Here is an 18,836-nt window from a genome sequence, read left to right on the forward strand (position 1 = left end):
GCAGCTTCCTCCTCTTTATCAGCTAGCCCGGTAGCTTTGCGCTTTATCTTTATAATGTTCGACAACGATTAAGACAATCGTCGTCAGTCCGACAGACACGAGTGCCATCGCCATTCCGAGCGATTGCGACCCTTGTTCAAACTGCGAATAAATAAACGTCGCGGACGTATCCATATTCGGCGGACGTAAGATCAGCGATCCGACAAGTTCGCGCATCGAGATCGTAAACGTCATGATCCAGCCGGCGAGGACGCCGGGAACAATAAGCGGCAATAAAATTTTTCGCAGCATATAAAACGAACTCGCCCCGCTCATGCGCGACGCTTGAAAGAGACTGTCGCCGAGCTGCCCGTAGATCGCCTTAATATTTTGCACCGTAAACGGCAAATAAAGAATAACATACGTCAAGACAAGCATCATCCACGTATTATAAACACCGATCGGATTCCAAAAAGCATTCCAAAAGAAAATCAACCCGACAACAACGACGATTCCCGGCACGGTGTTCGGCGCTAAACTGAGAAAATCCATCGTTTTTTCCGGCGCCCGGTTTCGTTTCATAATTAAAATCGCAAACCAAACCCCCAGCGCCACGCTGATCGTTGCCGCAAGCGCTGCCAGCCAAAGGCTGTTGAAGAGCGCCTCGCGGCCGCTGCCGGCAAACAATTCAATAAAGTTACTGAACGTCAAATTGGACAGGGCAAGACCGTCGCCGGTAATATCCATAAACGCGGTCGAAGCGACGGAAAAATACGGCACGCCGATCGCCAGAAATAAGACACCGGCCAAATAAGCCCAGGCAAAAACTTGATATTTACCGAGCGGATTGTACGCGCGCGTTTGACCTTTTCCGGATACGACCTTTGTATGCTTACGGCTGACAAACCACTGCTGAATGTACCAGACCGTCATGCTGACACCGAGAAGAACCGTCGATAAAATCGCCGCCGTCCCGAAGTCAAGCGGCCAAATCGACGTGTACGTATGAATCTGTGACGTCATCACGTAAAAACCGATCCTGTTGCCGAGGGTGACCAGGGTGCCGAATTCTCCGATCGTTTTTACAAACACGAGCAACGCGCCCATGCTGTAGCCGGAAAAAAACAGCGGCGTGACGATCCGGCGCAAACGGTAGAAAAAACCGCCGCCGTGAATAAGCCCGGCCTCTTCCAAGCGTCCGCCGATATTTTCCAGCGTGTTGCGCATAATCAAATAAATGAACGGAAACAAGTGCAGACTCATGACAAGCACCATCCCGAAATACGTGAAGAAATACGGCGTAATTCCGGCTAAAAACGGAAAGAGTTGCTCCGCGTAACCGCCCGACTGCATCGAAAGAATCCAGCCCATCGCGCCGATATAAGGCGGGGTCATAAACGGGATGATCAAAACGATGTCGATCCAGCGGTGCCGGCGCAGTTCTGTACGCGCCATAAAATAAGCGAGCGGCGCGGCGAGAATCGAAGCGCCGATGACAACGCCGATCCCTAAAAGCATCGAATTGATGAAAATCTGAATATAACGGTCTTCGGCGAGGACACTAAACGCCTCAAGGCCAAGCCACTCGCCGTCGGGGGCAACCCCGTTATAAAGCACCATCAAGAGCGGAAAAAGAACGAGCACTGCCAACGCCAGCAGTGCCGCTCCTTTATTTACGCGATGGATCATCCGTTCTGAAAGAAACTGCATCATTATCTCACAACCTCTAGAAATTCTTCGAGAATGTCTTGACCGTTTTCATCAAGAAACTCCCAGTCAAAATCAAGCATTTCAATGTCTTCCGGCTGAGCACGGTCTTCGTGAGCGGGGATATCTTCACGGCCGGGCATCAAGTAAGCATCAGCAACGATTTCTTGCCCTTCATCGGAGAGAATAAAATCGATGTAAGCTTCCGCTTCCGGTTTATTTTCGGAACTTTCGAGAATAAACGCCGGGCGCGGGGTTATTGTCGTGCCGCTTTCCGGAAAGGCAATATCAACCGGTTCGCCGTCTTCAATATTGTTGTAGACCATGTAGTCGACGCCAGCCATGACAAACGTATTCGCCCCGCTGATGACACTTTCAAGCGCCGGCGTGTTCGCACCTTCCATTTGCAAACCGTTCGCTGTTAAGTCTTCAAACAGTTCCCAGCCGTCATCGCCTTCTTGCTGAATAAAGGCGCTGACAAAGTCGCGGGCTGTGCCGGACTCTTGCGGATCGGGAATCGCAATCTGATCCTCATATTCGCTGTCAAGGAGCCCATCCCAATCCGCCGGCGCTTCATCGACCATATCGGTGTTGTAACTGAGCCCTAAGGCAGCTGCGCTGAAACCGTAAAAATGGTGGTCTTCATCGTACCAGTCTTCCCGCATGCTGCCGGCATATTCTGATTCATACTTATACGTTAACCCTTCTTGTTTGTATTCCATCGCCGGCGGCATACTAGCAAGCGCTACGACGTCAGCGATCGGGTTCGATGCTTCTCCTTCCAAGCGTCCGAGCACATCTCCAGTCGTACTTTGGAACAAGTCGACTTCAATCCCGCTTTCTTCTTCAAACGCTTCGGCGAGCTCTTCGGCCATGCCTCCCGGACCGGAGCTGTAAATCGTCAACTCTCCGGACTGTTCATTACTTTCTTCCTGACCGTCATTTCCATTGGCTTCTTGACCGTTTTCTTCCTCGCCTTCACCGCCGCAGGCTGTGAGTGCAACAAGCGCCGCCAACCCTGTAATTCCTTTAAGCTGTTTCAACATAGTTCATCCCGTCCTTTTCGATAATGTGAATACTTTTCGTATCGATATTAAAATAGACCTGATCGCCGGGGGCCATCCGTTCTTTGGCATTGGCAAACAGCAGTTCATCGGATCCGTCAACCGTGAAACTGACTTCATACTTTTCTCCGAGAAAACTGACGGTTTTAACAGTGCCGGCAAGCAATGTTTCTGCCGGGGCTTTCGTGAGATTTATTTGTTCCGGGCGAATCACGACCGTAAGCATCGTTCCATCGGCAAAATCTACGTGCTCTTTTTGCGGCAGCGGCAGGCGCGTTTGATGGTTCAGCTGCAAATAGTCGATCCCGTCGGCTTGCCTGTGCATGCCTTCAAGCACCGCACCTTTGCCGACAAAGCGCGCGACCGTCTCGTTTTCCGGTTCGCGGTACACGTCTTCCGGGCTTCCTTGCTGCATGATGTTGCCGTCATTCATCACGACAATCTGGTCGGCCATCGTCATCGCTTCGTGCTGGTCGTGCGTAACATAAATGGCGGTCATGCCGAGTTTTTTCACCAGCGATTGCAAAAGAATCCGCATTTCGTCGCGCAGTGTTGCATCCAACGCGCTGAGCGGTTCATCCATTAAAATGATTTCCGGATCATTCGCAATCGCTCTGGCAATCGCCACCCGCTGCTGCTGGCCGCCGGAAAGCTGATGCGGATAACGCTTCGCATGTTCAGCGAGCTGGACGTTTGCGAGCGCCTCGCTGACTTTATCTTTCACTTCCGCTTTTCGCCCCTGTGCTCTTAAGCCGTAAGCAACATTTTCAAATACAGTCATATGCGGCCACAGTGCAAAATCTTGAAAGACCATTCCGATTTTGCGCTTTTGCGGCTGAACATTGATTTTTTTCGCTTGATCAAAAATGAGCCGATCGGAAAATTGAATGCGTCCCTCGTCGGCATTTTCCAGACCGCCGATTATTCGCAACAGTGTCGTCTTGCCGCAGCCGGAAGGGCCGAGCAAACAAACAAAATCGCCGTTGTTAATGTGCAGATCAATCGGTTTAAGAGCCTGAAGCTTACCGAATGATTTCTCAATACCGTGTAACGCGATATCCATTGAATCTGCTCCTCTCTGCTGATTCGTTTTACAGTTACAACTGTACTAAGAAATAAGCGTGAAGTGGTTAACTTGACGTAAAAGAATGATAAACTTATATCAGTAAAAACAAATGTTCATATAGATTAAATCTATATACCTTCAAAAAGGAGGATTCAACATGACGAAGCAGCAGCTGGTAATTTTTATCCGCTTAGCCGAAACCGGCAGCGTCTCGCAAATCGCTCGGGAAATGGGGATCAGTCAGCCGACGGTTACCTTTCACCTGAAAAAATTAACCGATGAAACGGGCGTGAAACTGTATGAACGGCGCGGGGAGCAAATCGACTTTACAACGGCAGGTAAAATGATGCTTCGCTACGCCAAAAACATTACAAGTTTATACGACGAAGCGGACCGCGTCATGCGGGAATTCCGCGAAGATAAGCGGGGAGAAATTCTTGTCGGCGCGAGCCATGTTCCGGCGAATTATCTGCTTCCGCCTGTATTTCAGCGCTTTATGGAGGAAAACAGTACATCAAAACTGTCGGTCAGTGTCAAATCCGCTCCGGAGATCATCGAAGATGTCCGGCAAAAAAAGCTTGACTTGGCGGTTATCTCGACAACACCGGTGTTTGATCATGACCTCTTTTCACGCGTCGTGACCGGCGACCCGGTTGAATTGGTTATGCCTCTCGATCATGATTTAGCAAAGAAAGAACACCTTTTTGCTGAAGATCTCGGTCAATTTCCGTTTATTCTGCAGCCTAAAGGCGCAACCCGCGCCGAGATCATCAACTGGGAAGCAAAAAACGGCCTCAGCTTAAATGTAGCGATGGAACTGTCGAATATCGATGCTGTTCTGAAAATGGTCGCGTTAGGCTCCGGATTATCGATATTGTCGAAACGCGCTGCCGTGCAAGCCGTAGCTGACGGTATTTTGACGACCCGCCCGCTGCCGCATTTCGACAACACCCGGTCGATCACGATCATCTACCGTAAAGACCGAACGATCTCTGAGCGGATGCAAACATTGATCACGCTTATCTTTCAAGAAAAGATGAGCGCAGCAAATTGAGTGAAAATACACCCCTATTTTTTATAAGGTTTGTATGCAAAAAAGATCACGACGGCTGACAGTATAAACGCTGTTGCTGCTCCCATGCCGGGACGTATTTCTTATCTATTTAACAATTTTGTGCGATAATGACATCGGTTAGAAAAAAAGGCGGCAGATTGATGTTATCAGCGGCCGTCGAGCTGGAGATATTTTACCGCGAGAGGGTGTTTCAGATGAAGTTTGCAAAAGCAATCGCTTTTCTTGGTATCTTTGCAATGACAGCGGCAATTGGAAATGGATTTATAAATGGGGATTTTGCCGCAGACGGCGGCGAGCTTCTTGCCAATCCTTGGGGAATTGTGTCATTGGTTGATTTGTACGTTGGCTTTATCCTCTTCTCTGTTTGGATCGGTTTTCGGGAACAATCAAAGACCGCCGCAACCGTATGGATCATTTTGATGATGACACTGGGATTTTTTACAGCAAGTTTGTATGTATTAATGAAACTGTATGAGAGTAAAGGCGATTGGCTGAGCTTTTTCCTCGGCGCGCAAAAAGAAGTTTTACTGACGGGGAGAGGAGCGCAAGATCATGTCTAAAGCACGAGAACTTCTAGAAGAGATTAAATCAGTTGTGTCTGGAAAAACAGTCGACGCCGTATTCCCGCCGTTTTTATTTGTGTTCAGCAACAGCTTTTTCGGCTTGAACACGGCTGTTGGCATCGCACTCGTCAGTGCGCTCATTTTAGGGGTGCTGCGCTTATTTCGCAAAGAAAATTGGTTCTACGCTTTGGGGGGCTTTCTTGGGGTTGTCTTCGCCTCCGGTTTTGCTTACTTAACAGATAACGCTGCAAATTACTTCATACCGACAGTCATTAGCAGCGCAGCAATTGTTTTAGCAGCATTAACGACTTTAGTTATCGGGAAACCGCTGGCAGCTTGGGTCAGTCATTTAACGCGCGGATGGCCGTTGGAATGGTTTTGGCGTCAAGATATCAAACCGGCTTACACGGAAGTCACGTGGCTTTGGCTCTTGTTTTTTCTCTTCCGGTTAATTATTCATGTTGTCTTGCTCGTCGACGGAGATGCGCTTACATTAGTCTGGGTGAATACCATCCTCGGTTGGCCCGGTATTATTACGCTGCTCATTATCAGCTATATTTATGGAATTGCGCGGCTGAAAAAATTAAAAGGTCCCGGTGTCGAAGAATTCATTGCGGGCAAAGAAGCCCCTTGGAAAGGACAGACGAGAGGATTCTGATCTGAACAAATCCGGTAATATAAAAAGGTATCCTGATGTCCTATCAGGATACCTTTTTGTCGGAAACGATTCTTTTTACATCATGCCGCCCATGCCGCCGCCCATTTGCGACTGCAGCTGCTGCATTTGCGCGTTCGCTTCGTTCATCGCGCGTTCCATTTCGTTGAACTCGCTCCAGTAGCGGTCTTCGACTTGCTGCATGCGCCGTTCGAAATTGATAATCCGGTCGTTTTGGTTGCTGATCTCGCGGCCGAGCGTCGAGTTTTCCGTCACCGGCATGTCCGGATTGCCGGCCCGCTCGGCAATCGAATTCATCGTATTGTCGACCGAGTCGCGTACGCGCCGGGCAATGCCGCGTTCCTCGCCTTCACCGTTGGCGGCAAACAAGTTATACACCGACTCGGAATCTTCTTCAATCGCGGCGCGCAATTCGTCTTCGTCCACTTGCAGTTCGCCGCGGTTTTCCCAATCACCCGTCGTGATGCCGATATCCGGGAGCATGTTAAACGCCTGATTCTCATCGTCAGGGGTAAACTCGCCGTACATATCGCTGCGCATCGACGTGAGACCGCGTCCGATCACATCATCGTTACGAAGCAGACCGCTTTCCGCCTGTTCATTCCACATTTCGATTTCCCGCTCGTCCATCTCCTGCATTTGTTCTTCCGTCAGCGGTTTATAGTCGCGGTGATATTCTTCGTTCGTTTTATCGTCGAGCTCATTGATCAGCTCATTGTAGTCCTCGACAAACGACATGATATTGTCAAAAATATCCTCTGTGTCGGTGCCGACCTCAACGGCGACTTGCTGGTTTTCGAACCCGTCGTTTAGCGACACTGTCATGCCGTCGATTTCAAACGAATTATCCCGGCGCGTCGTTTCCATCCCGTTCATCGTAAATGACGCATCCCGGGCTTCATTAGCGTTGGCTTCGTCCATGTTTAGGACATCGGTCATGAAGTTTCCTTCGCCAAACAGCACTTCCGCCCCGCCATCCGGATTGCGCACGCCCGTTTCTTCGCGGGTCACGGAAAGCTGGCCGCTGTTTTGATCAAAAAACGCTTGCGCGCCGATTTCTGAAGCATTGATGTCTTCAAGCACGTCGTTCATCGAGGTCGTCGCCGCATCGTACGATTCGGCAAATTCGACCGCTTCGCCGTCATCATTAAACGTTGTCAGTTCCACGTCAAACGTTTCGCCGACCTCGCCCGTCAAATGCTCGGCCATTTCGCTGAGCGGCGCATGGAGATCGAAATCATCGCTTCCGGAACCTTCAGCGTAAACCGGGGCAGCGCTCACGTTCGTTTCTGAACTTGCAAGTTCAACATCTTCAAACGTATACGTCCCTTCCGCCGCGCTCGATGACGCCTCGGCGCTGACGAGCGATTCGTTCGAACTCTGGACTTCTTTTGCCGTCATCGCCGACGGCATTAAAATATTTTCAAACATATCGTCGTGAAATTTCATCAAGTCGCGATTCACTTCGCGGTATTCATCCATCTTTAATTCCGTCTCTTTTTGCTCTTGCTGCATATCTACAAGCGGCTGGCGTTCGGCCTGCATGAGGTCCCGCACCGTTCCTTCAATATCCATTCCCGAAGCCATGCCGGTTATTCGCATTGTATCCATGATTAAAACTCCTTTACGCACGCATTCATCCTATTACTTTTCATATCGGCGGCTCACCGCAAACGTTTAACATTCTTGAAAAATCAGGACTTCTGTCTTGCCCACTTCACTAAAAATCCGCGGAAGACGACGCTTCCGCGGATCATTGTTACGCTGAAAAATCAACGTTGCCGCCTAAGTGAGGCTGTGCCTCATGTTCCACTTTTTGCGTGTTGACAGCATCGTTCATCATTTTTTCCAGCGCCTCGCCTTCCTGCTGCGCATACTCCATCGTTTGCTGCTGAAGCTGAACAGACGTTTGCTGTTTCACTTGCGCATGGCTGGCGAGTGTAGACATCGTAGCGATATCCATATGAATGCCTCCTTTCGAAGCCTTCATAGGTATTATCGGCGCTGTGAACGGACGTATAAAGTCTTCAAGGAAATTTTTCTGAATTTTGCTTGTAATTCTCATTTCGTGCGTTATAATGAACGTAATAAGTTCTTTATTTCGAATGCGAGGTGCTTATATGGACACGAATTATGAACGATTTCGCTATCAGCCGCCGATCCGTTATGAGTTGGACACCCCGTTTTTAACCGGAACCGCTGCGCGCAAAATGATGCAGCACATCCCGGCCGGAACAGACGTTGTCGTCATCTGCATCGGTACTGACCGTTCAACGGGAGATTCGCTCGGTCCATTGAGCGGAACGCTGATGAAAGAACGATTTTTAAAACATATTCACGTCTACGGTACGCTCGACGATCCGATTCACGGAACCAATCTCGCCGAGAAACTGCTGCAAATTCAAACGAAGCATCCGCATGCGTTCATCATTGCGATCGATGCTTGTTTAGGGCACGCCAAACATATCGGCACCCTGTTAATCGGCGAAGGCGCGCTGAAACCCGGTGCGGCGATGCAAAAAGACTTGCCCCCGACCGGGGATCTTTTCATTGCCGGGATCGTCAACGTCGGCGGGATGATGGAATTTGCCGTCTTGCAAAGCACCCGGCTGAACCTTGTCATGCATCTGGCAAAACAAATTTCCAATATTATTAAACGCGTCGACTTTCGCATCGACAAGGAGCGCATCGAGTCCGGCGAGAAAAGTTCAAACGTCATTATTTTGAACACCCGCGAGCCGCTGAACCGGCCGAAAAATCTCCAGTAAAAATAACACATGAAGTTTTTCCTCAAAACATAAATGTCAAGGCGGCATCCGCGGATGCCGCCTTGACTTCGCTTACGATCACCGTGCGGTGTAACCCCCGTCGACAAGGAGATTTTCACCGGTAATAAAGCTTGCTTCATCAGACGCGAGAAACAGCACCGCATTCGCGATTTCTTCTGCTTCGCCGAGCCTGTTGACGGGATGAAGCGAAATCAGATACTGGAGCATATCGTCATCCAGCTGCTCTAAAAGCGGTGTGCGCGTATAACCCGGGCAGACAGCGTTAACGCGGATTTTTTCCTGCGCATACTCGACTGCGAGCGCACGGGTGAAATTGGCGACGCCGCCTTTAGACGCGCTGTAAGGGCCGGTTTGCGCTTGGCCGACATGGCCGAGAATCGACGCGGTATTAATGATGCTTCCGCCCCCGGCACGTTTCATCGCTTTAATCGCATGTTTCGCACAGAGAAACACGCCGTCCATATTAATCGCCATGATTTTGCGCCAATCCTCCAAACTCAGCTCATCCGTCGCATTGAGACTGCCGATTCCGGCATTGTTAAATAAAATATCGAGCTTGCCGTACGTCGTTTCCGCTTTTGCGACCATCGCTTCGACTTCCGTTTCATCGGTCACGTCGACGTGCTGGTAGACGACGCTGTCGCCGATTTCGGCCACGAGTTCGGCCCCTTTATGGTCGTTAATATCGGCGATCACAACCTTGGCCCCTTCGCTGACAAACCGGCGCACCGCTGCCTCGCCGATCCCGCTCGCTCCGCCGGTGACAACGGCAACCTTCCCGCTCAAGCGCATATAAACCCCTCCATTCGTTAAAGTTACTAATATTTTAACACATTTTGTAAACGTTTACAGATTTATTTTCTTTTGCAGTTAGCGATTCAAGCACTCAAGCACAGGAAAAGATGGTGAGTGCGGATTTTGAGCCGAATTTTTGCACTCGACTATCCGAATATCGTCTGAGTGCTGATTTTTGCCGGAATTTTTGCACTCGGCTGCGCGGAACATGCCTGAGTGCTGATTTTGAGCCGAATTTTTGCACTCAAGCGTTATTCTCGCTTATGAGTGCGGATCAGCTTAACAAATCCACAACTGAATTCCTATAAATGGAAGAAAATCATGCTCCGTGCGCATAAAAAAGAACCCGCTGTTTGCCAGCGGGTTCGGCGATGGTGTGCGTCAGTAAAACATCATTCGTTACAGTTTTTTCAGTGCGTCTGCCGGCGCATCTTCGCCGGTAATCAGGTCGAAACCTTTACGGTATGCGTTCGAATCGTTCAGCGCGGCTACGATAACGTCAGCAACATCTTCGCGCGGGATCGAAGCGCGCTCGAGGTTTTCGCCGACTTTCACGCGTCCGCGGCCTTCTTCGTTCAACAAACCGCCAGGACGGAGAATCGTGTAATTCAAGCCGCTTCGCATCAGTTCGCGGTCAGCGTAATGCTTCGCTGCGAAGTAATGCTTAATCTTTTCGTTCCAGTTGTCGCGGTTGTGCGCTTGAATCGCGCTCACCATGAGAAAGCGGTCGATGCCGGCTTTTTCTGCCGCTTCCATCGCCTTGACCGCGCCATCGAGATCAACGAGCAAGGTTTTGTCTGCGCCGGTGCTTCCGCCGGATCCGGCGGTGAAGACGATCGCATCACAGCCTTTCGCCGCTTCGGCAAGCTCGTCGACCGATCCTTCCAGATCGGCAACGACGGCTTCCGCGCCTTCTGTGCGAAGCTGCTTCGCCTGTTCCTCTTTGCGCACCATCGCGCGCACTTCATGATCGGCGTGTTCTTTTAATTTCAATACGGTATGCTGGCCGATTTGGCCGTTAGCTCCAACGACTAATACTTTCATCTATCGCTCACTCCTTTAGTTTAGCGTGAATGATCACGTTACAAAAATACCCATTCCCGGAGATTGGCATATAAAAACATCCGACAAACGAAAAACCCGAACCGCCCTGCGGTCCGGGTTTTTCGTTTATTTTTGCGCGTACGGTCCAATCACATCGTGCACTTTGGCGCGCCACGTTTTCACCCGCGGCTTGAGCGTAAATTGAATGATCTCGAGCACTTTTCCTACTTGCTCTTCTTCGTAAGCATTGACGACGTAATCGAACCCTTGCTGCACGGCCATCGCTTCCGATTTCAGCACTGTCGTGTCAATCTCGCCGCGAACTTTGGCGATTTCCTGGTTCGCGCTCATAAACCGTTTAATCACGCTCTCAATCATCGCCGATGAGACTTTTAAATTGTTATCATTCAGCTGCTTGTGCAGCTGGGCCAACTCTTCTTCTAACAGATCCGCCAAACGCAACACTTCTTGGCAAACCTCGCGATCCTTTCGTTTCATCGAAACACGTCCTTTTCCCATCGTAGTGTACGTTTCCCTCACCTATTTTACCACATAACAACGCTGACGTAAGACCTTATGATCAATTCCCGGCGCTTAAAGGGAAAACTTGTGAATGAACGTTTCACATTTTTAGTCAGCGGGCAAGGGTGCAGTACGCAATGATCATCAATAAAAATCACGAAAGGTGCTGAACACACATGTTTTGGACAATTATTGCCGTACTGCTTGTACTTTGGCTCCTCGGCTTCTCCTTTGAAATTGCCGGCGGGCTCATTCACATTCTGCTCGTCGTCGCGCTCGTCGTCTTTATCATTAATCAAATTACCGGCAGGAGATAGATCAAACGGCCCGTATTCCTCGATGAGGAACAGCGGGCCGTTTATATAACGTTTAAATTTTTTATGCCGTATTGAATAAGTTCACTTTTGTTCGACAATTCCAGCTTATTCATGATGTTCGTCTTGTGCGTTTCAACTGTTTTCGGGCTGATCACAAGCCGTTCGGCAATCTGTTTATTCGTATACCCGAGCACCGTCAAATGAACAATTTCCTTTTCGCGCATGGAGAGGACAGAAAAGTGCTTGCCGCTGTTTTGAAACAGCCGCGCCAGCTGATCGTCCGACAGACCGACTTTATAGTATTTTTTCCCGCTCAATACCTGCTTTATCGCCTCGTACATATCGCTTCGATCGCTTTTTTTCAAAATAAAGCCTTCCGCCTGGAGCTCAGCCGCTTTTTTGACATACACTTCCTCATCATGCATCGAGAGAAAAATGATTTTTTTATCGGGAAACTCTTTTTTAATCCGCTCTGCGGCGGTTAAGCCGTCCAGCCCTTCAGGCATCGAAATATCGAGCAGGATCACATCCGGATGATTGGCAGCGGTAAGGTACATCGCTTCCTCGCCGTCGCTTGCTTCACCGACGACGGCAATATCATCATACGCTTCCAAAAGCATGACGATCCCCCGGCGTATTAAGGCGTGATCATCGACAACCAACACGTTTATCATTCTTCTTCGCCCTCCTCTTGCACCGATACGTAAACGAGGACAGACGTCCCTTCGCCTGGTTCTGACAGCAGAGTGAATGTCCCGCCAAGCTGAGCGACGCGTTCTTCCATATGTTTCATCCCCAGCCCTTGATGTTTTCTTTCCTCTGTGTCAAACCCTCGGCCGTTATCATGAATATTTAAATACACGCCTGTGTCCGTTTCTTCAAGCAATACGCGCACGCTTGAGGCCTCGGCGTACTTATTGACATTGTGGAGCGCTTCTTGCAGAACACGGTAAAGGTTAATCTCGATATGATTCGGCAGACGCGAGGAGATGTTATGACAAAAATGAAAGATTGTTTCCGCATGCGTTTTTTGCTGCGTTTGCAGCAGTTCCTCCGCTGCCGCCACCAGCCCTAAGCGATCGAGACTTTTCGGCCGAAGCTGTGAAGAGTAAGACTTCACGTCTGCCATCACTTGATTCAATTCATTGCGCACCTCATGCACGTATTGGTGCACGCGCTCATCTTCAACGAACGACTCAATCGTCTGCAAGGCGATCGAAATCGAATACAACGATTGACCGACGCCGTCATGCAGTTCCTGCGCGAGGCGCTGATGTTCCGTTTCTTTCGCTTCAATCAGCTTTTGAATCATCCACTTTGACATGCGGATTTCTTCTTCATGCTTTTTTTGCCGCTGATCGCGCAACACGAGCAAATACTCTTTCGCCCCGGAATCCGCTTCTTCATAAATCAACGCGGTGCTCATTTCGACATCGACTTTCACCCCGTGATACGTCGGCATTTGCGATTTAAAATAAGGAACTTCTTCTTGTTCAATCAAATAACAGCGGTTCTCTCCGGCAGCGACCTCGCGTTCTTGGCAAAACTTGCAGTACGGAACTTGCTCTGCCAAGCCCCAGCCGGTCAGATGCCGGGCGGCCGGATTCATCATTAAAATGTTGCGCTCGTGATCCATGATCAAGACGCCGTCTTGAATATTTTCGAAAATTTGCTTTAAATAGCGGTCTTCCAGCTGTAAAGATTTCATCTATGATCACTCCGTCGGTTATTATCCGTCACTTTTATTGTACCGGATAACAACTGAAAAAAGAAACGTCAGCCGCTGCTAACGCGACAGCGAAGAGCGGCTGATCCGTTTCCGGTTATGATGAACTTGCAGCTGTCTGCGGGCGGACTCTTTCGGCCCAGGCATTGTAGCCGCCGGCGAGATTGACAACATCTTTAATACCGTTTGCCTGCAATACGCTGCAGGCAATCGCCGAGCGCAGACCGGAACCGCAATGAACGAGAATCGTTTGTCCAGTCGGGACTTCATTGAGCCGCTCCGGCAAGGTGCCGAGCATGAGATGCTGCGCCCCGGCGATATTTGCTTCATTGTATTCCGATAGATTGCGGACATCGAGCACAGCGACATGATCTTTTTTCATCTCTTCAGCCGCTTGTTCCGGCTCGATCTCAGGAAAGCTTTCGTTTTCGGCGGATTGCGCGAGCGCCGTTTCTGCTTGCATTACCGCTTCAGCGGTATCGATTCCGACCGATTGAAGCGCGGTGATAATCTCCTGTAACGATTGCCCTTCGCCGACGAGCAATACGAGCGGGCGGTCATAATCGACGAGCCAGCCGGCCCAATTCGGAAACGATCCGCCGAACGGAATATTGATCGTCCCGGGAAGATGCCCGGCGGCAAACTGCGTATAATCACGCGTATCAATCACTTGCATGCCTTTGTCGATGCTTGCTTTCACTTCAGCAGCGTCTGTCAGTTCCTCGGGCGGAGCAAGTTCCTTTACAAGCGCCGGGCCGACTTTGTTGACGTGCTTCATGACAGCAAAATACGAAGGCGGTTCCGGCTGACCGTCGATCAAATCGCGGGCAAACTGTTCTTTATCCGCGTATTGCAGCGCCCAGTTAAAGCGCTTTTCATAACCGGTTGTCGATGACGGCACCGCGCCGAGCGATTTGCCGCAGGCGCTCCCGGCGCCGTGAGCCGGCCAAACTTGCAAGAAATCCGGCAGCAGTTTAAACCGTTCTAATGAATCGAACATTTCATAAGCGCCCGCTAACGAGGTGCCTTCAATCCCGGCTGCTTTTTCCAGCAGATCAGGCCGGCCGATATCTCCGGCGAAAACAAAATCGCCGGTGAAAATGCCGATCGGCTCATCCGCCTGCGCGCCGCCGTCGGTTAATAAAAAGGAAATGCTCTCCGGCGTATGCCCCGGCGTGTGCATCACTTCAAACGTCAAATTCCCGAGAGTAAAGCTGTCGCCGTCTTTTACCAGCTGATGCGGCAGGCCGTCCAAATACCCGTATTTCCAGTTTTCGTCCCCTTCATCTGATAAATACAGCGTCGCGTTAAGACGCTCCGCCATCTCCCGCACCCCCGACACATAATCGGCATGAATATGCGTTTCCAGCGCACCGACAATCTCAAGCCCTTCCGCTTCAGCCGCTTCGAGGTAAGGCGCGATATCCCGCGCCGGATCGACAATCACCGCTTCCCCTTTCGCCTGACAGCCGACCATATACGACGCTTGCGCCAACTTTTTATCGTAAAAATATTTCAGCAACATCTGTAAAACCCCTTTGTGCAAAAATTAAAATTCCAACCGTTTAGAAAAAACCTCGTCCGCTTCTGCTTACTTTTGATTCATTACTTGTAAAGCCGCTTTCGTGTACCGCAGCCCTTGCTGTACAGACGGGTCTTTGATCCATTTCATCACCGTAAAGATCGAAATCTGCTCGTTTTTGTTTTCCTCAGCAATCTCCTGAATCTGATCTGCTTTGTTCCAGAGCTCTTTGCCTTTTTTCATCACGGTGCTTTCTTCTGCGACGTCGGCGATGTAGGCGAGCGACTCCTGATCGTTCATGACGCTTTCCGCAAACGTTGCCGCCTGTTCAACCTGCTCTGTGAGTTTCAGCAGGACCGGCATCTTCCCGATCAGCTGCCCAAGCGCCTCGATACTTTCCTGGTCAATCGACGAGAGGCTGAGCTGATCTTCGACGTGATCCATCGATGTCCGGTCTTGAAAGGTTTGCTGGCCGAATTGGACGAATTGATCGATCGATTCGACAGCCGCTTCGATTTCCGGAAGCTTGCGCAATAAATACGCCATCGACGCCTGCACCTCTTCGTCCTGAAGCGGTTCCGCCCAGCGCGGTTCGTTTCGTGCTGCATGGCTTGCCATTGCAATCACTCCTTTAGTGAGTAGTCAGTGCCGGGTTCTTTATATGACGCCCTTTAGCATGCCGTTCCAATAAATAATCGGCAGAAAATCTTTTTTCATGTGATACATGCTTCGGCGCTCTACCGCCTGATTAAACGGCATCGATTCTTTCGGTTCTTTGAAATAATCGAATTCTGCCAAAATGAGCGAGCGGTATCCGGTGACGATCGGACACGAACTGTAACCGTCGTAGAACGCATCCATCGGGCCGTTTTTCAACAGCGCTAAAATATTTTCCGCGACGACCGGGGCCTGCTTGCGAATCGCTGCCCCGGTTTTGGACGTCGGCAGATTGCTCGCATCACCGAGGCCGAAAACATTTTCATATTTTGTATGCTGCAGGGTGTGCTTGTGCACATCGACCCAGCCGCCTTCACCGGCGAGCGGACTTTCCGCCAAAAAGGCCGGGGCGCGCATCGGCGGCGTGACGTGGAGCATGTCAAACGAGGTCGTAAACGTTTCGCCCGTATCGAGATTTTCAAAGACCGCTTCTTTTTCTTCTCCGCGCACTTCGATCAAGTTCGTGCGGAAATTCGCCTGGATTTGTTTTCGGTCGATCACTTTTTCGAGCGCTTGTTTATATTCTTCGACGTCAAAAATCCCCGGATTCGCAGAATTAAACGTGATCTCTGTTTGACCGCGCACGCCGCGGTGACTGAACGCTTCATCGGCTAAATACATGATCTTTTGCGGCGCGCCGCCGCATTTTACCGGGGAATTCGGGTGCGTAAACACCGCTTTGCCGCCGCTGAAATTGCGAATCGTCTGCCACGTATAATCGACGGTTTCATACGAATAGTTGCTGCAGACGCCGTTTTTGCCGAGCGTCTCTTGCAGTCCTTTAATTCCTTGCCAATCAATGTCAATGCCGGGCGCAACAACGAGGTAGTCGTAACTGATCGTCTGGCCTTGCGCGGTATGGACTTGGTTTTGTTCCGGGTCAAACGAACTGACTGCATCTTGAATGTGGTGCGTGCCAAACGGGATGACCGCTTCCATGTCGCGTTTTGAGAATTCCTTCTTCGCCGCACCGCCGCCGACCAGCGTCCAGAGCGGCTGATAAAAATGATGCTCGGCCGGGTCGATTAACGCAATGTCGTGGCGAAACGCGCTCGACTGGCGAAGAAGCCGCGAGGCAACACTGATTCCGGCGCTTCCTGCACCGATAATTAAAATTCTGAAATGAGGGTTCATAACAGATCCTCCTCCAATGTATAGTCTTGAATCGCTTTCCACTGTTAACAACTTGTTAATGTTTATATGGTTATAATAATGGCAATTTTGTGAACAGACCATCCGGAAAAACCCTTAGCTTTGAGAGCGTTTTCATTTTTCGGACAAGAAAAACCGCGCTCGCAGTCCTGTCAGACGCAGAGCGCGGTTTTTTAAAGTGAAAAATGAAGCGGTTTTTCGGTTACTGATTTGTTTCCAGCGCGGTCAGCGCTTGTTCGATCGAGGCAAAGTCGTAAGCCTGTCGCCGTTTTTGCTCCCAGGAAGCGTGGTTCAGTTTTTTGCGCACCGTTTCTTTCATATTCGCAATCGCGACTGCAACATCGGCCGCTTCGTAGTCTGCGATGATCTCTTCTAAGCTTTGCAGCGCAGTCGCATCGATGTAGTTGACGCCCCTGAAATCAAGAATCACCCGCTTGACATCAGTGAGATCCGCGCGCATGCCGGCGAATTTTTCTTCTAAATACGGCGCGTTCGCGAAATACAGCGATGCATCAATGCGAATAATCACGGTGCCGGGATATTTTTCCGCCTGCGGATCGACGCGAATATCTTTGTAGTCAGCGCTGTCTTTTGAAAATCCGAGCTCGGCCAGATACGGAAACGAACTTTTCACAATTAAAATAAGCAGCGAAGCCGCAACGCCGAGCAAGATGCCTTCTTCGATCCCGAGAATTAATGTTCCGCTAAATGTCGTCAGCCACACGGCGCCGTCGATCCGGCTTATGCTGAACAAGTGTTTCATCTCTTTGAAGTCAATTAAATTGTAAACGGCGACGAGAATGATCGCCGCTAGTACTGCGTTCGGCAAAAAATAAAACCACTCGGTAAAAAACAGCAGCGTCAAAATGATGATCACAGCGCTGATGAGACTGGCAAGCGGAGTTTTCGCCCCGGACTGATAATTGACCGCCGAGCGGGAAAAGCCGCCGGTCACGGGGTATGCGGAAAAAAATGAGCCGCCGATGTTCGCCGTTCCTAACGCAATCAGTTCTTTGTTCGGCGTGATTTTATACTTTTCTTTCGCCGCAATCATTTTTGCCATGGCAATGGATTCCATAAAACCGATCAGCGCAATCGTCACTGCGAGCGGCAATAACGTCCCTATCAGCTCAAAGCTCAGTTCCGGCACGGAAAACGACGGGAGCCCCGCCGGCACGTTGCCGACGATATCGACACCGGTGTGATGCAAGTTGAGGCTGTTAACGAACAGAATCATCACAAAGACGACGATTAACGGCGCGGGAATTTTCGGCGATTGTTTTTTCAGCAAAATGATCAGGAGGATACTGACAGCGCCGATAAAAAAACTGATGAGATGAATATCACCGATTCGCTGCACCGTTTCCACTAAGCGGAGAAAAACGTTGTCGCTCCCGGCAAATTCGAAGCCGAATAAATGATCGAATTGGCTCACGCCGATAATAATCGCCGCCGCGGACGTGAAGCCGCTGATCACGGCATGCGAAATAAAATTGACAATAAACCCTAACTTACAAAGCCCCATCACGAGCTGAATGATACCGATCATCAGCATGAGCAAAAGCACTAAACTGATGTATTCGTCTGTTCCCGGCTCAGCGATCGTTGAGACACCGGCGAGAACAAGAAGCGAGACCATCGCCACCGGTCCGACCGACAGCTGGCGGGAAGTGCCTAACAAAGCATAAAGAATTAACGGAATCGTCGAGGCATACAGCCCGACAACTGGCGGAAGGCCGGCAAGCATCGCGTAAGCCATGCCTTGCGGGATTAACATGATCGCAACAATTAAACCGGCTTGCAAATCGCCGGAGAGATCGTCGCGCTTATAATTCGGCAGCCACTCCGCTGCAGGTAGAAAACGTTTCAGCATTTTTTTCTAAGCCCCTTTACCTTTCGTCCGTGTAGAAACTGTCTCAACAGCATTCCCTGTTGATCTTATACGACCTGCTGAACGAATGAACATCGGGCGTCCCCCGTAATTTTATTTCAGCGCGAGCTGATCTGTGCTGAATACAAGCAAACTCGACGGTTTCGCCCGGGCAGGCCTTTTCTATTTTATTTCGTACAACGAAAGTTTGACGAAACGTCCGCGTCTGCATTCCTTTCTAAGTCATGTAAC

19 protein-coding genes are annotated in these 18,836 nt (G+C 50.1%); 5 read left to right on the plus strand and 14 right to left on the minus strand.

Going from position 1 to position 18,836, the window contains the following annotated elements; all coding sequences use genetic code 11:
• Positions 1-18: 18 nt before the first annotated feature.
• Genes EDD67_RS00685 through EDD67_RS00695 form a run of 3 tightly spaced genes read right to left on the minus strand, consistent with a single transcriptional unit; the run spans position 19 to position 3,813 of the window.
• On the minus strand, positions 19-1,692 hold the full coding sequence (locus EDD67_RS00685) for an ABC transporter permease (protein ID WP_121439278.1): 1,674 nt from the start codon (positions 1,690-1,692) through the stop codon (positions 19-21).
• Positions 1,692-2,732, minus strand: a complete 1,041-nt coding sequence (locus EDD67_RS00690; RefSeq protein WP_121439279.1) for an ABC transporter substrate-binding protein — start codon at positions 2,730-2,732, stop codon at positions 1,692-1,694. The genes EDD67_RS00685 and EDD67_RS00690 overlap by 1 nt, the downstream gene beginning before the upstream one ends.
• Positions 2,716-3,813 carry an ABC transporter ATP-binding protein gene (locus EDD67_RS00695; RefSeq protein WP_121439280.1) on the minus strand — a complete coding sequence of 366 codons (1,098 nt, stop codon included), beginning with the start codon at positions 3,811-3,813 and terminating at the stop codon, positions 2,716-2,718. Before EDD67_RS00695 ends, EDD67_RS00690 begins: the two co-directional genes overlap by 17 nt.
• Before the next feature lie 160 nt (positions 3,814-3,973).
• Between EDD67_RS00695 and EDD67_RS00700 the strand changes: the two genes are divergently transcribed.
• The 3 genes from EDD67_RS00700 (at position 3,974) to EDD67_RS00710 (ending at position 6,112) form a co-directional block, all read left to right on the plus strand.
• The gene (locus EDD67_RS00700; RefSeq protein WP_121439281.1) at positions 3,974-4,870 is read left to right on the plus strand and encodes a LysR family transcriptional regulator; all 897 of its coding nucleotides are present in this window, start codon (positions 3,974-3,976) and stop codon (positions 4,868-4,870) included.
• A 161-nt stretch (positions 4,871-5,031) separates the two neighbouring features.
• A complete protein-coding gene (locus EDD67_RS00705) occupies positions 5,032-5,451 on the plus strand; it encodes a DUF1475 family protein (protein ID WP_158638164.1) in 420 nt (139 codons plus the stop codon).
• Positions 5,444-6,112: a DUF3159 domain-containing protein gene (locus EDD67_RS00710; RefSeq protein WP_093073836.1), complete on the plus strand. Its 669-nt coding sequence runs from the start codon at positions 5,444-5,446 to the stop codon at positions 6,110-6,112. The genes EDD67_RS00705 and EDD67_RS00710 overlap by 8 nt, the downstream gene beginning before the upstream one ends.
• A 75-nt stretch (positions 6,113-6,187) precedes the next feature.
• Here EDD67_RS00710 and fliD read toward each other — a convergent pair whose 3' ends face one another.
• Positions 6,188-7,741, minus strand: coding sequence for a flagellar filament capping protein FliD (gene fliD, locus EDD67_RS00715; RefSeq protein ID WP_121439283.1), 1,554 nt, complete (start codon positions 7,739-7,741; stop codon positions 6,188-6,190).
• A gap of 148 nt (positions 7,742-7,889) precedes the next feature.
• The gene (locus tag EDD67_RS00720; RefSeq protein WP_158638165.1) at positions 7,890-8,093 is read right to left on the minus strand and encodes a putative motility protein; all 204 of its coding nucleotides are present in this window, start codon (positions 8,091-8,093) and stop codon (positions 7,890-7,892) included.
• A gap of 157 nt (positions 8,094-8,250) precedes the next feature.
• Between EDD67_RS00720 and yyaC the strand changes: the two genes are divergently transcribed.
• Positions 8,251-8,898 carry a spore protease YyaC gene (yyaC, locus tag EDD67_RS00725; RefSeq protein ID WP_186805972.1) on the plus strand — a complete coding sequence of 216 codons (648 nt, stop codon included), beginning with the start codon at positions 8,251-8,253 and terminating at the stop codon, positions 8,896-8,898.
• A gap of 78 nt (positions 8,899-8,976) precedes the next feature.
• Here yyaC and EDD67_RS00730 read toward each other — a convergent pair whose 3' ends face one another.
• The 3 genes from EDD67_RS00730 to EDD67_RS00740 form a co-directional block, all read right to left on the minus strand.
• Positions 8,977-9,711: an SDR family NAD(P)-dependent oxidoreductase gene (locus EDD67_RS00730; RefSeq protein WP_121439285.1), complete on the minus strand. Its 735-nt coding sequence runs from the start codon at positions 9,709-9,711 to the stop codon at positions 8,977-8,979.
• 402 nt (positions 9,712-10,113) lie between these two features.
• Positions 10,114-10,758: an SDR family oxidoreductase gene (locus EDD67_RS00735; RefSeq protein ID WP_121439286.1), complete on the minus strand. Its 645-nt coding sequence runs from the start codon at positions 10,756-10,758 to the stop codon at positions 10,114-10,116.
• 126 nt (positions 10,759-10,884) lie between these two features.
• Positions 10,885-11,256, minus strand: coding sequence for a DUF8042 domain-containing protein (locus EDD67_RS00740; RefSeq protein WP_093073824.1), 372 nt, complete (start codon positions 11,254-11,256; stop codon positions 10,885-10,887).
• A 200-nt stretch (positions 11,257-11,456) separates the two neighbouring features.
• On the opposite strand from EDD67_RS00740, the gene EDD67_RS00745 reads away from it, so the two are divergent.
• Entirely contained in the window at positions 11,457-11,597 is a 141-nt protein-coding gene (locus EDD67_RS00745) for a lmo0937 family membrane protein (protein WP_121439287.1), read from the plus strand.
• A 41-nt stretch (positions 11,598-11,638) separates the two neighbouring features.
• Here EDD67_RS00745 and EDD67_RS00750 read toward each other — a convergent pair whose 3' ends face one another.
• The 6 genes from EDD67_RS00750 to EDD67_RS00775 form a co-directional block, all read right to left on the minus strand.
• A complete protein-coding gene (locus EDD67_RS00750) occupies positions 11,639-12,271 on the minus strand; it encodes a response regulator (protein WP_121439288.1) in 633 nt (210 codons plus the stop codon).
• Positions 12,268-13,305: an ATP-binding protein gene (locus EDD67_RS00755; protein ID WP_121439289.1), complete on the minus strand. Its 1,038-nt coding sequence runs from the start codon at positions 13,303-13,305 to the stop codon at positions 12,268-12,270. The genes EDD67_RS00750 and EDD67_RS00755 overlap by 4 nt, the downstream gene beginning before the upstream one ends.
• A 115-nt stretch (positions 13,306-13,420) precedes the next feature.
• Complete coding sequence (locus EDD67_RS00760; RefSeq protein WP_121439290.1) at positions 13,421-14,848, minus strand: MBL fold metallo-hydrolase; 1,428 nt, start codon at positions 14,846-14,848, stop codon at positions 13,421-13,423.
• A gap of 66 nt (positions 14,849-14,914) precedes the next feature.
• Complete coding sequence (locus tag EDD67_RS00765; protein ID WP_121439291.1) at positions 14,915-15,463, minus strand: hypothetical protein; 549 nt, start codon at positions 15,461-15,463, stop codon at positions 14,915-14,917.
• Between the two features lie 39 nt (positions 15,464-15,502).
• Positions 15,503-16,696: an NAD(P)/FAD-dependent oxidoreductase gene (locus EDD67_RS00770; RefSeq protein ID WP_093073814.1), complete on the minus strand. Its 1,194-nt coding sequence runs from the start codon at positions 16,694-16,696 to the stop codon at positions 15,503-15,505.
• Between the two features lie 220 nt (positions 16,697-16,916).
• Positions 16,917-18,587: a SulP family inorganic anion transporter gene (locus EDD67_RS00775; RefSeq protein WP_121439292.1), complete on the minus strand. Its 1,671-nt coding sequence runs from the start codon at positions 18,585-18,587 to the stop codon at positions 16,917-16,919.
• Between the last annotated feature and the right edge of the window lie 249 nt (positions 18,588-18,836).

Source organism: Salisediminibacterium halotolerans, assembly GCF_003814815.1.
GTDB classification, from domain to species: Bacteria; Bacillota; Bacilli; order Bacillales; family Salisediminibacteriaceae; genus Salisediminibacterium; species Salisediminibacterium halotolerans.

Coding starts and splice junctions, on each gene's coding strand:
- EDD67_RS00685 (WP_121439278.1), bottom strand. CDS start 1,692: ATGATGCAGTTTCTTTCAGAACGGATGATCCATCGCGTAAATAAAGGA.
- EDD67_RS00690 (WP_121439279.1), bottom strand. CDS start 2,732: ATGTTGAAACAGCTTAAAGGAATTACAGGGTTGGCGGCGCTTGTTGCA.
- EDD67_RS00695 (WP_121439280.1), bottom strand. CDS start 3,813: ATGGATATCGCGTTACACGGTATTGAGAAATCATTCGGTAAGCTTCAG.
- EDD67_RS00700 (WP_121439281.1), top strand. CDS start 3,974: ATGACGAAGCAGCAGCTGGTAATTTTTATCCGCTTAGCCGAAACCGGC.
- EDD67_RS00705 (WP_158638164.1), top strand. CDS start 5,032: ATGTTATCAGCGGCCGTCGAGCTGGAGATATTTTACCGCGAGAGGGTG.
- EDD67_RS00710 (WP_093073836.1), top strand. CDS start 5,444: ATGTCTAAAGCACGAGAACTTCTAGAAGAGATTAAATCAGTTGTGTCT.
- fliD (WP_121439283.1), bottom strand. CDS start 7,741: ATGGATACAATGCGAATAACCGGCATGGCTTCGGGAATGGATATTGAA.
- EDD67_RS00720 (WP_158638165.1), bottom strand. CDS start 8,093: ATGGATATCGCTACGATGTCTACACTCGCCAGCCATGCGCAAGTGAAA.
- yyaC (WP_186805972.1), top strand. CDS start 8,251: ATGGACACGAATTATGAACGATTTCGCTATCAGCCGCCGATCCGTTAT.
- EDD67_RS00730 (WP_121439285.1), bottom strand. CDS start 9,711: ATGCGCTTGAGCGGGAAGGTTGCCGTTGTCACCGGCGGAGCGAGCGGG.
- EDD67_RS00735 (WP_121439286.1), bottom strand. CDS start 10,758: ATGAAAGTATTAGTCGTTGGAGCTAACGGCCAAATCGGCCAGCATACC.
- EDD67_RS00740 (WP_093073824.1), bottom strand. CDS start 11,256: ATGAAACGAAAGGATCGCGAGGTTTGCCAAGAAGTGTTGCGTTTGGCG.
- EDD67_RS00745 (WP_121439287.1), top strand. CDS start 11,457: ATGTTTTGGACAATTATTGCCGTACTGCTTGTACTTTGGCTCCTCGGC.
- EDD67_RS00750 (WP_121439288.1), bottom strand. CDS start 12,271: ATGATAAACGTGTTGGTTGTCGATGATCACGCCTTAATACGCCGGGGG.
- EDD67_RS00755 (WP_121439289.1), bottom strand. CDS start 13,305: ATGAAATCTTTACAGCTGGAAGACCGCTATTTAAAGCAAATTTTCGAA.
- EDD67_RS00760 (WP_121439290.1), bottom strand. CDS start 14,848: ATGTTGCTGAAATATTTTTACGATAAAAAGTTGGCGCAAGCGTCGTAT.
- EDD67_RS00765 (WP_121439291.1), bottom strand. CDS start 15,463: ATGGCAAGCCATGCAGCACGAAACGAACCGCGCTGGGCGGAACCGCTT.
- EDD67_RS00770 (WP_093073814.1), bottom strand. CDS start 16,696: ATGAACCCTCATTTCAGAATTTTAATTATCGGTGCAGGAAGCGCCGGA.
- EDD67_RS00775 (WP_121439292.1), bottom strand. CDS start 18,587: ATGCTGAAACGTTTTCTACCTGCAGCGGAGTGGCTGCCGAATTATAAG.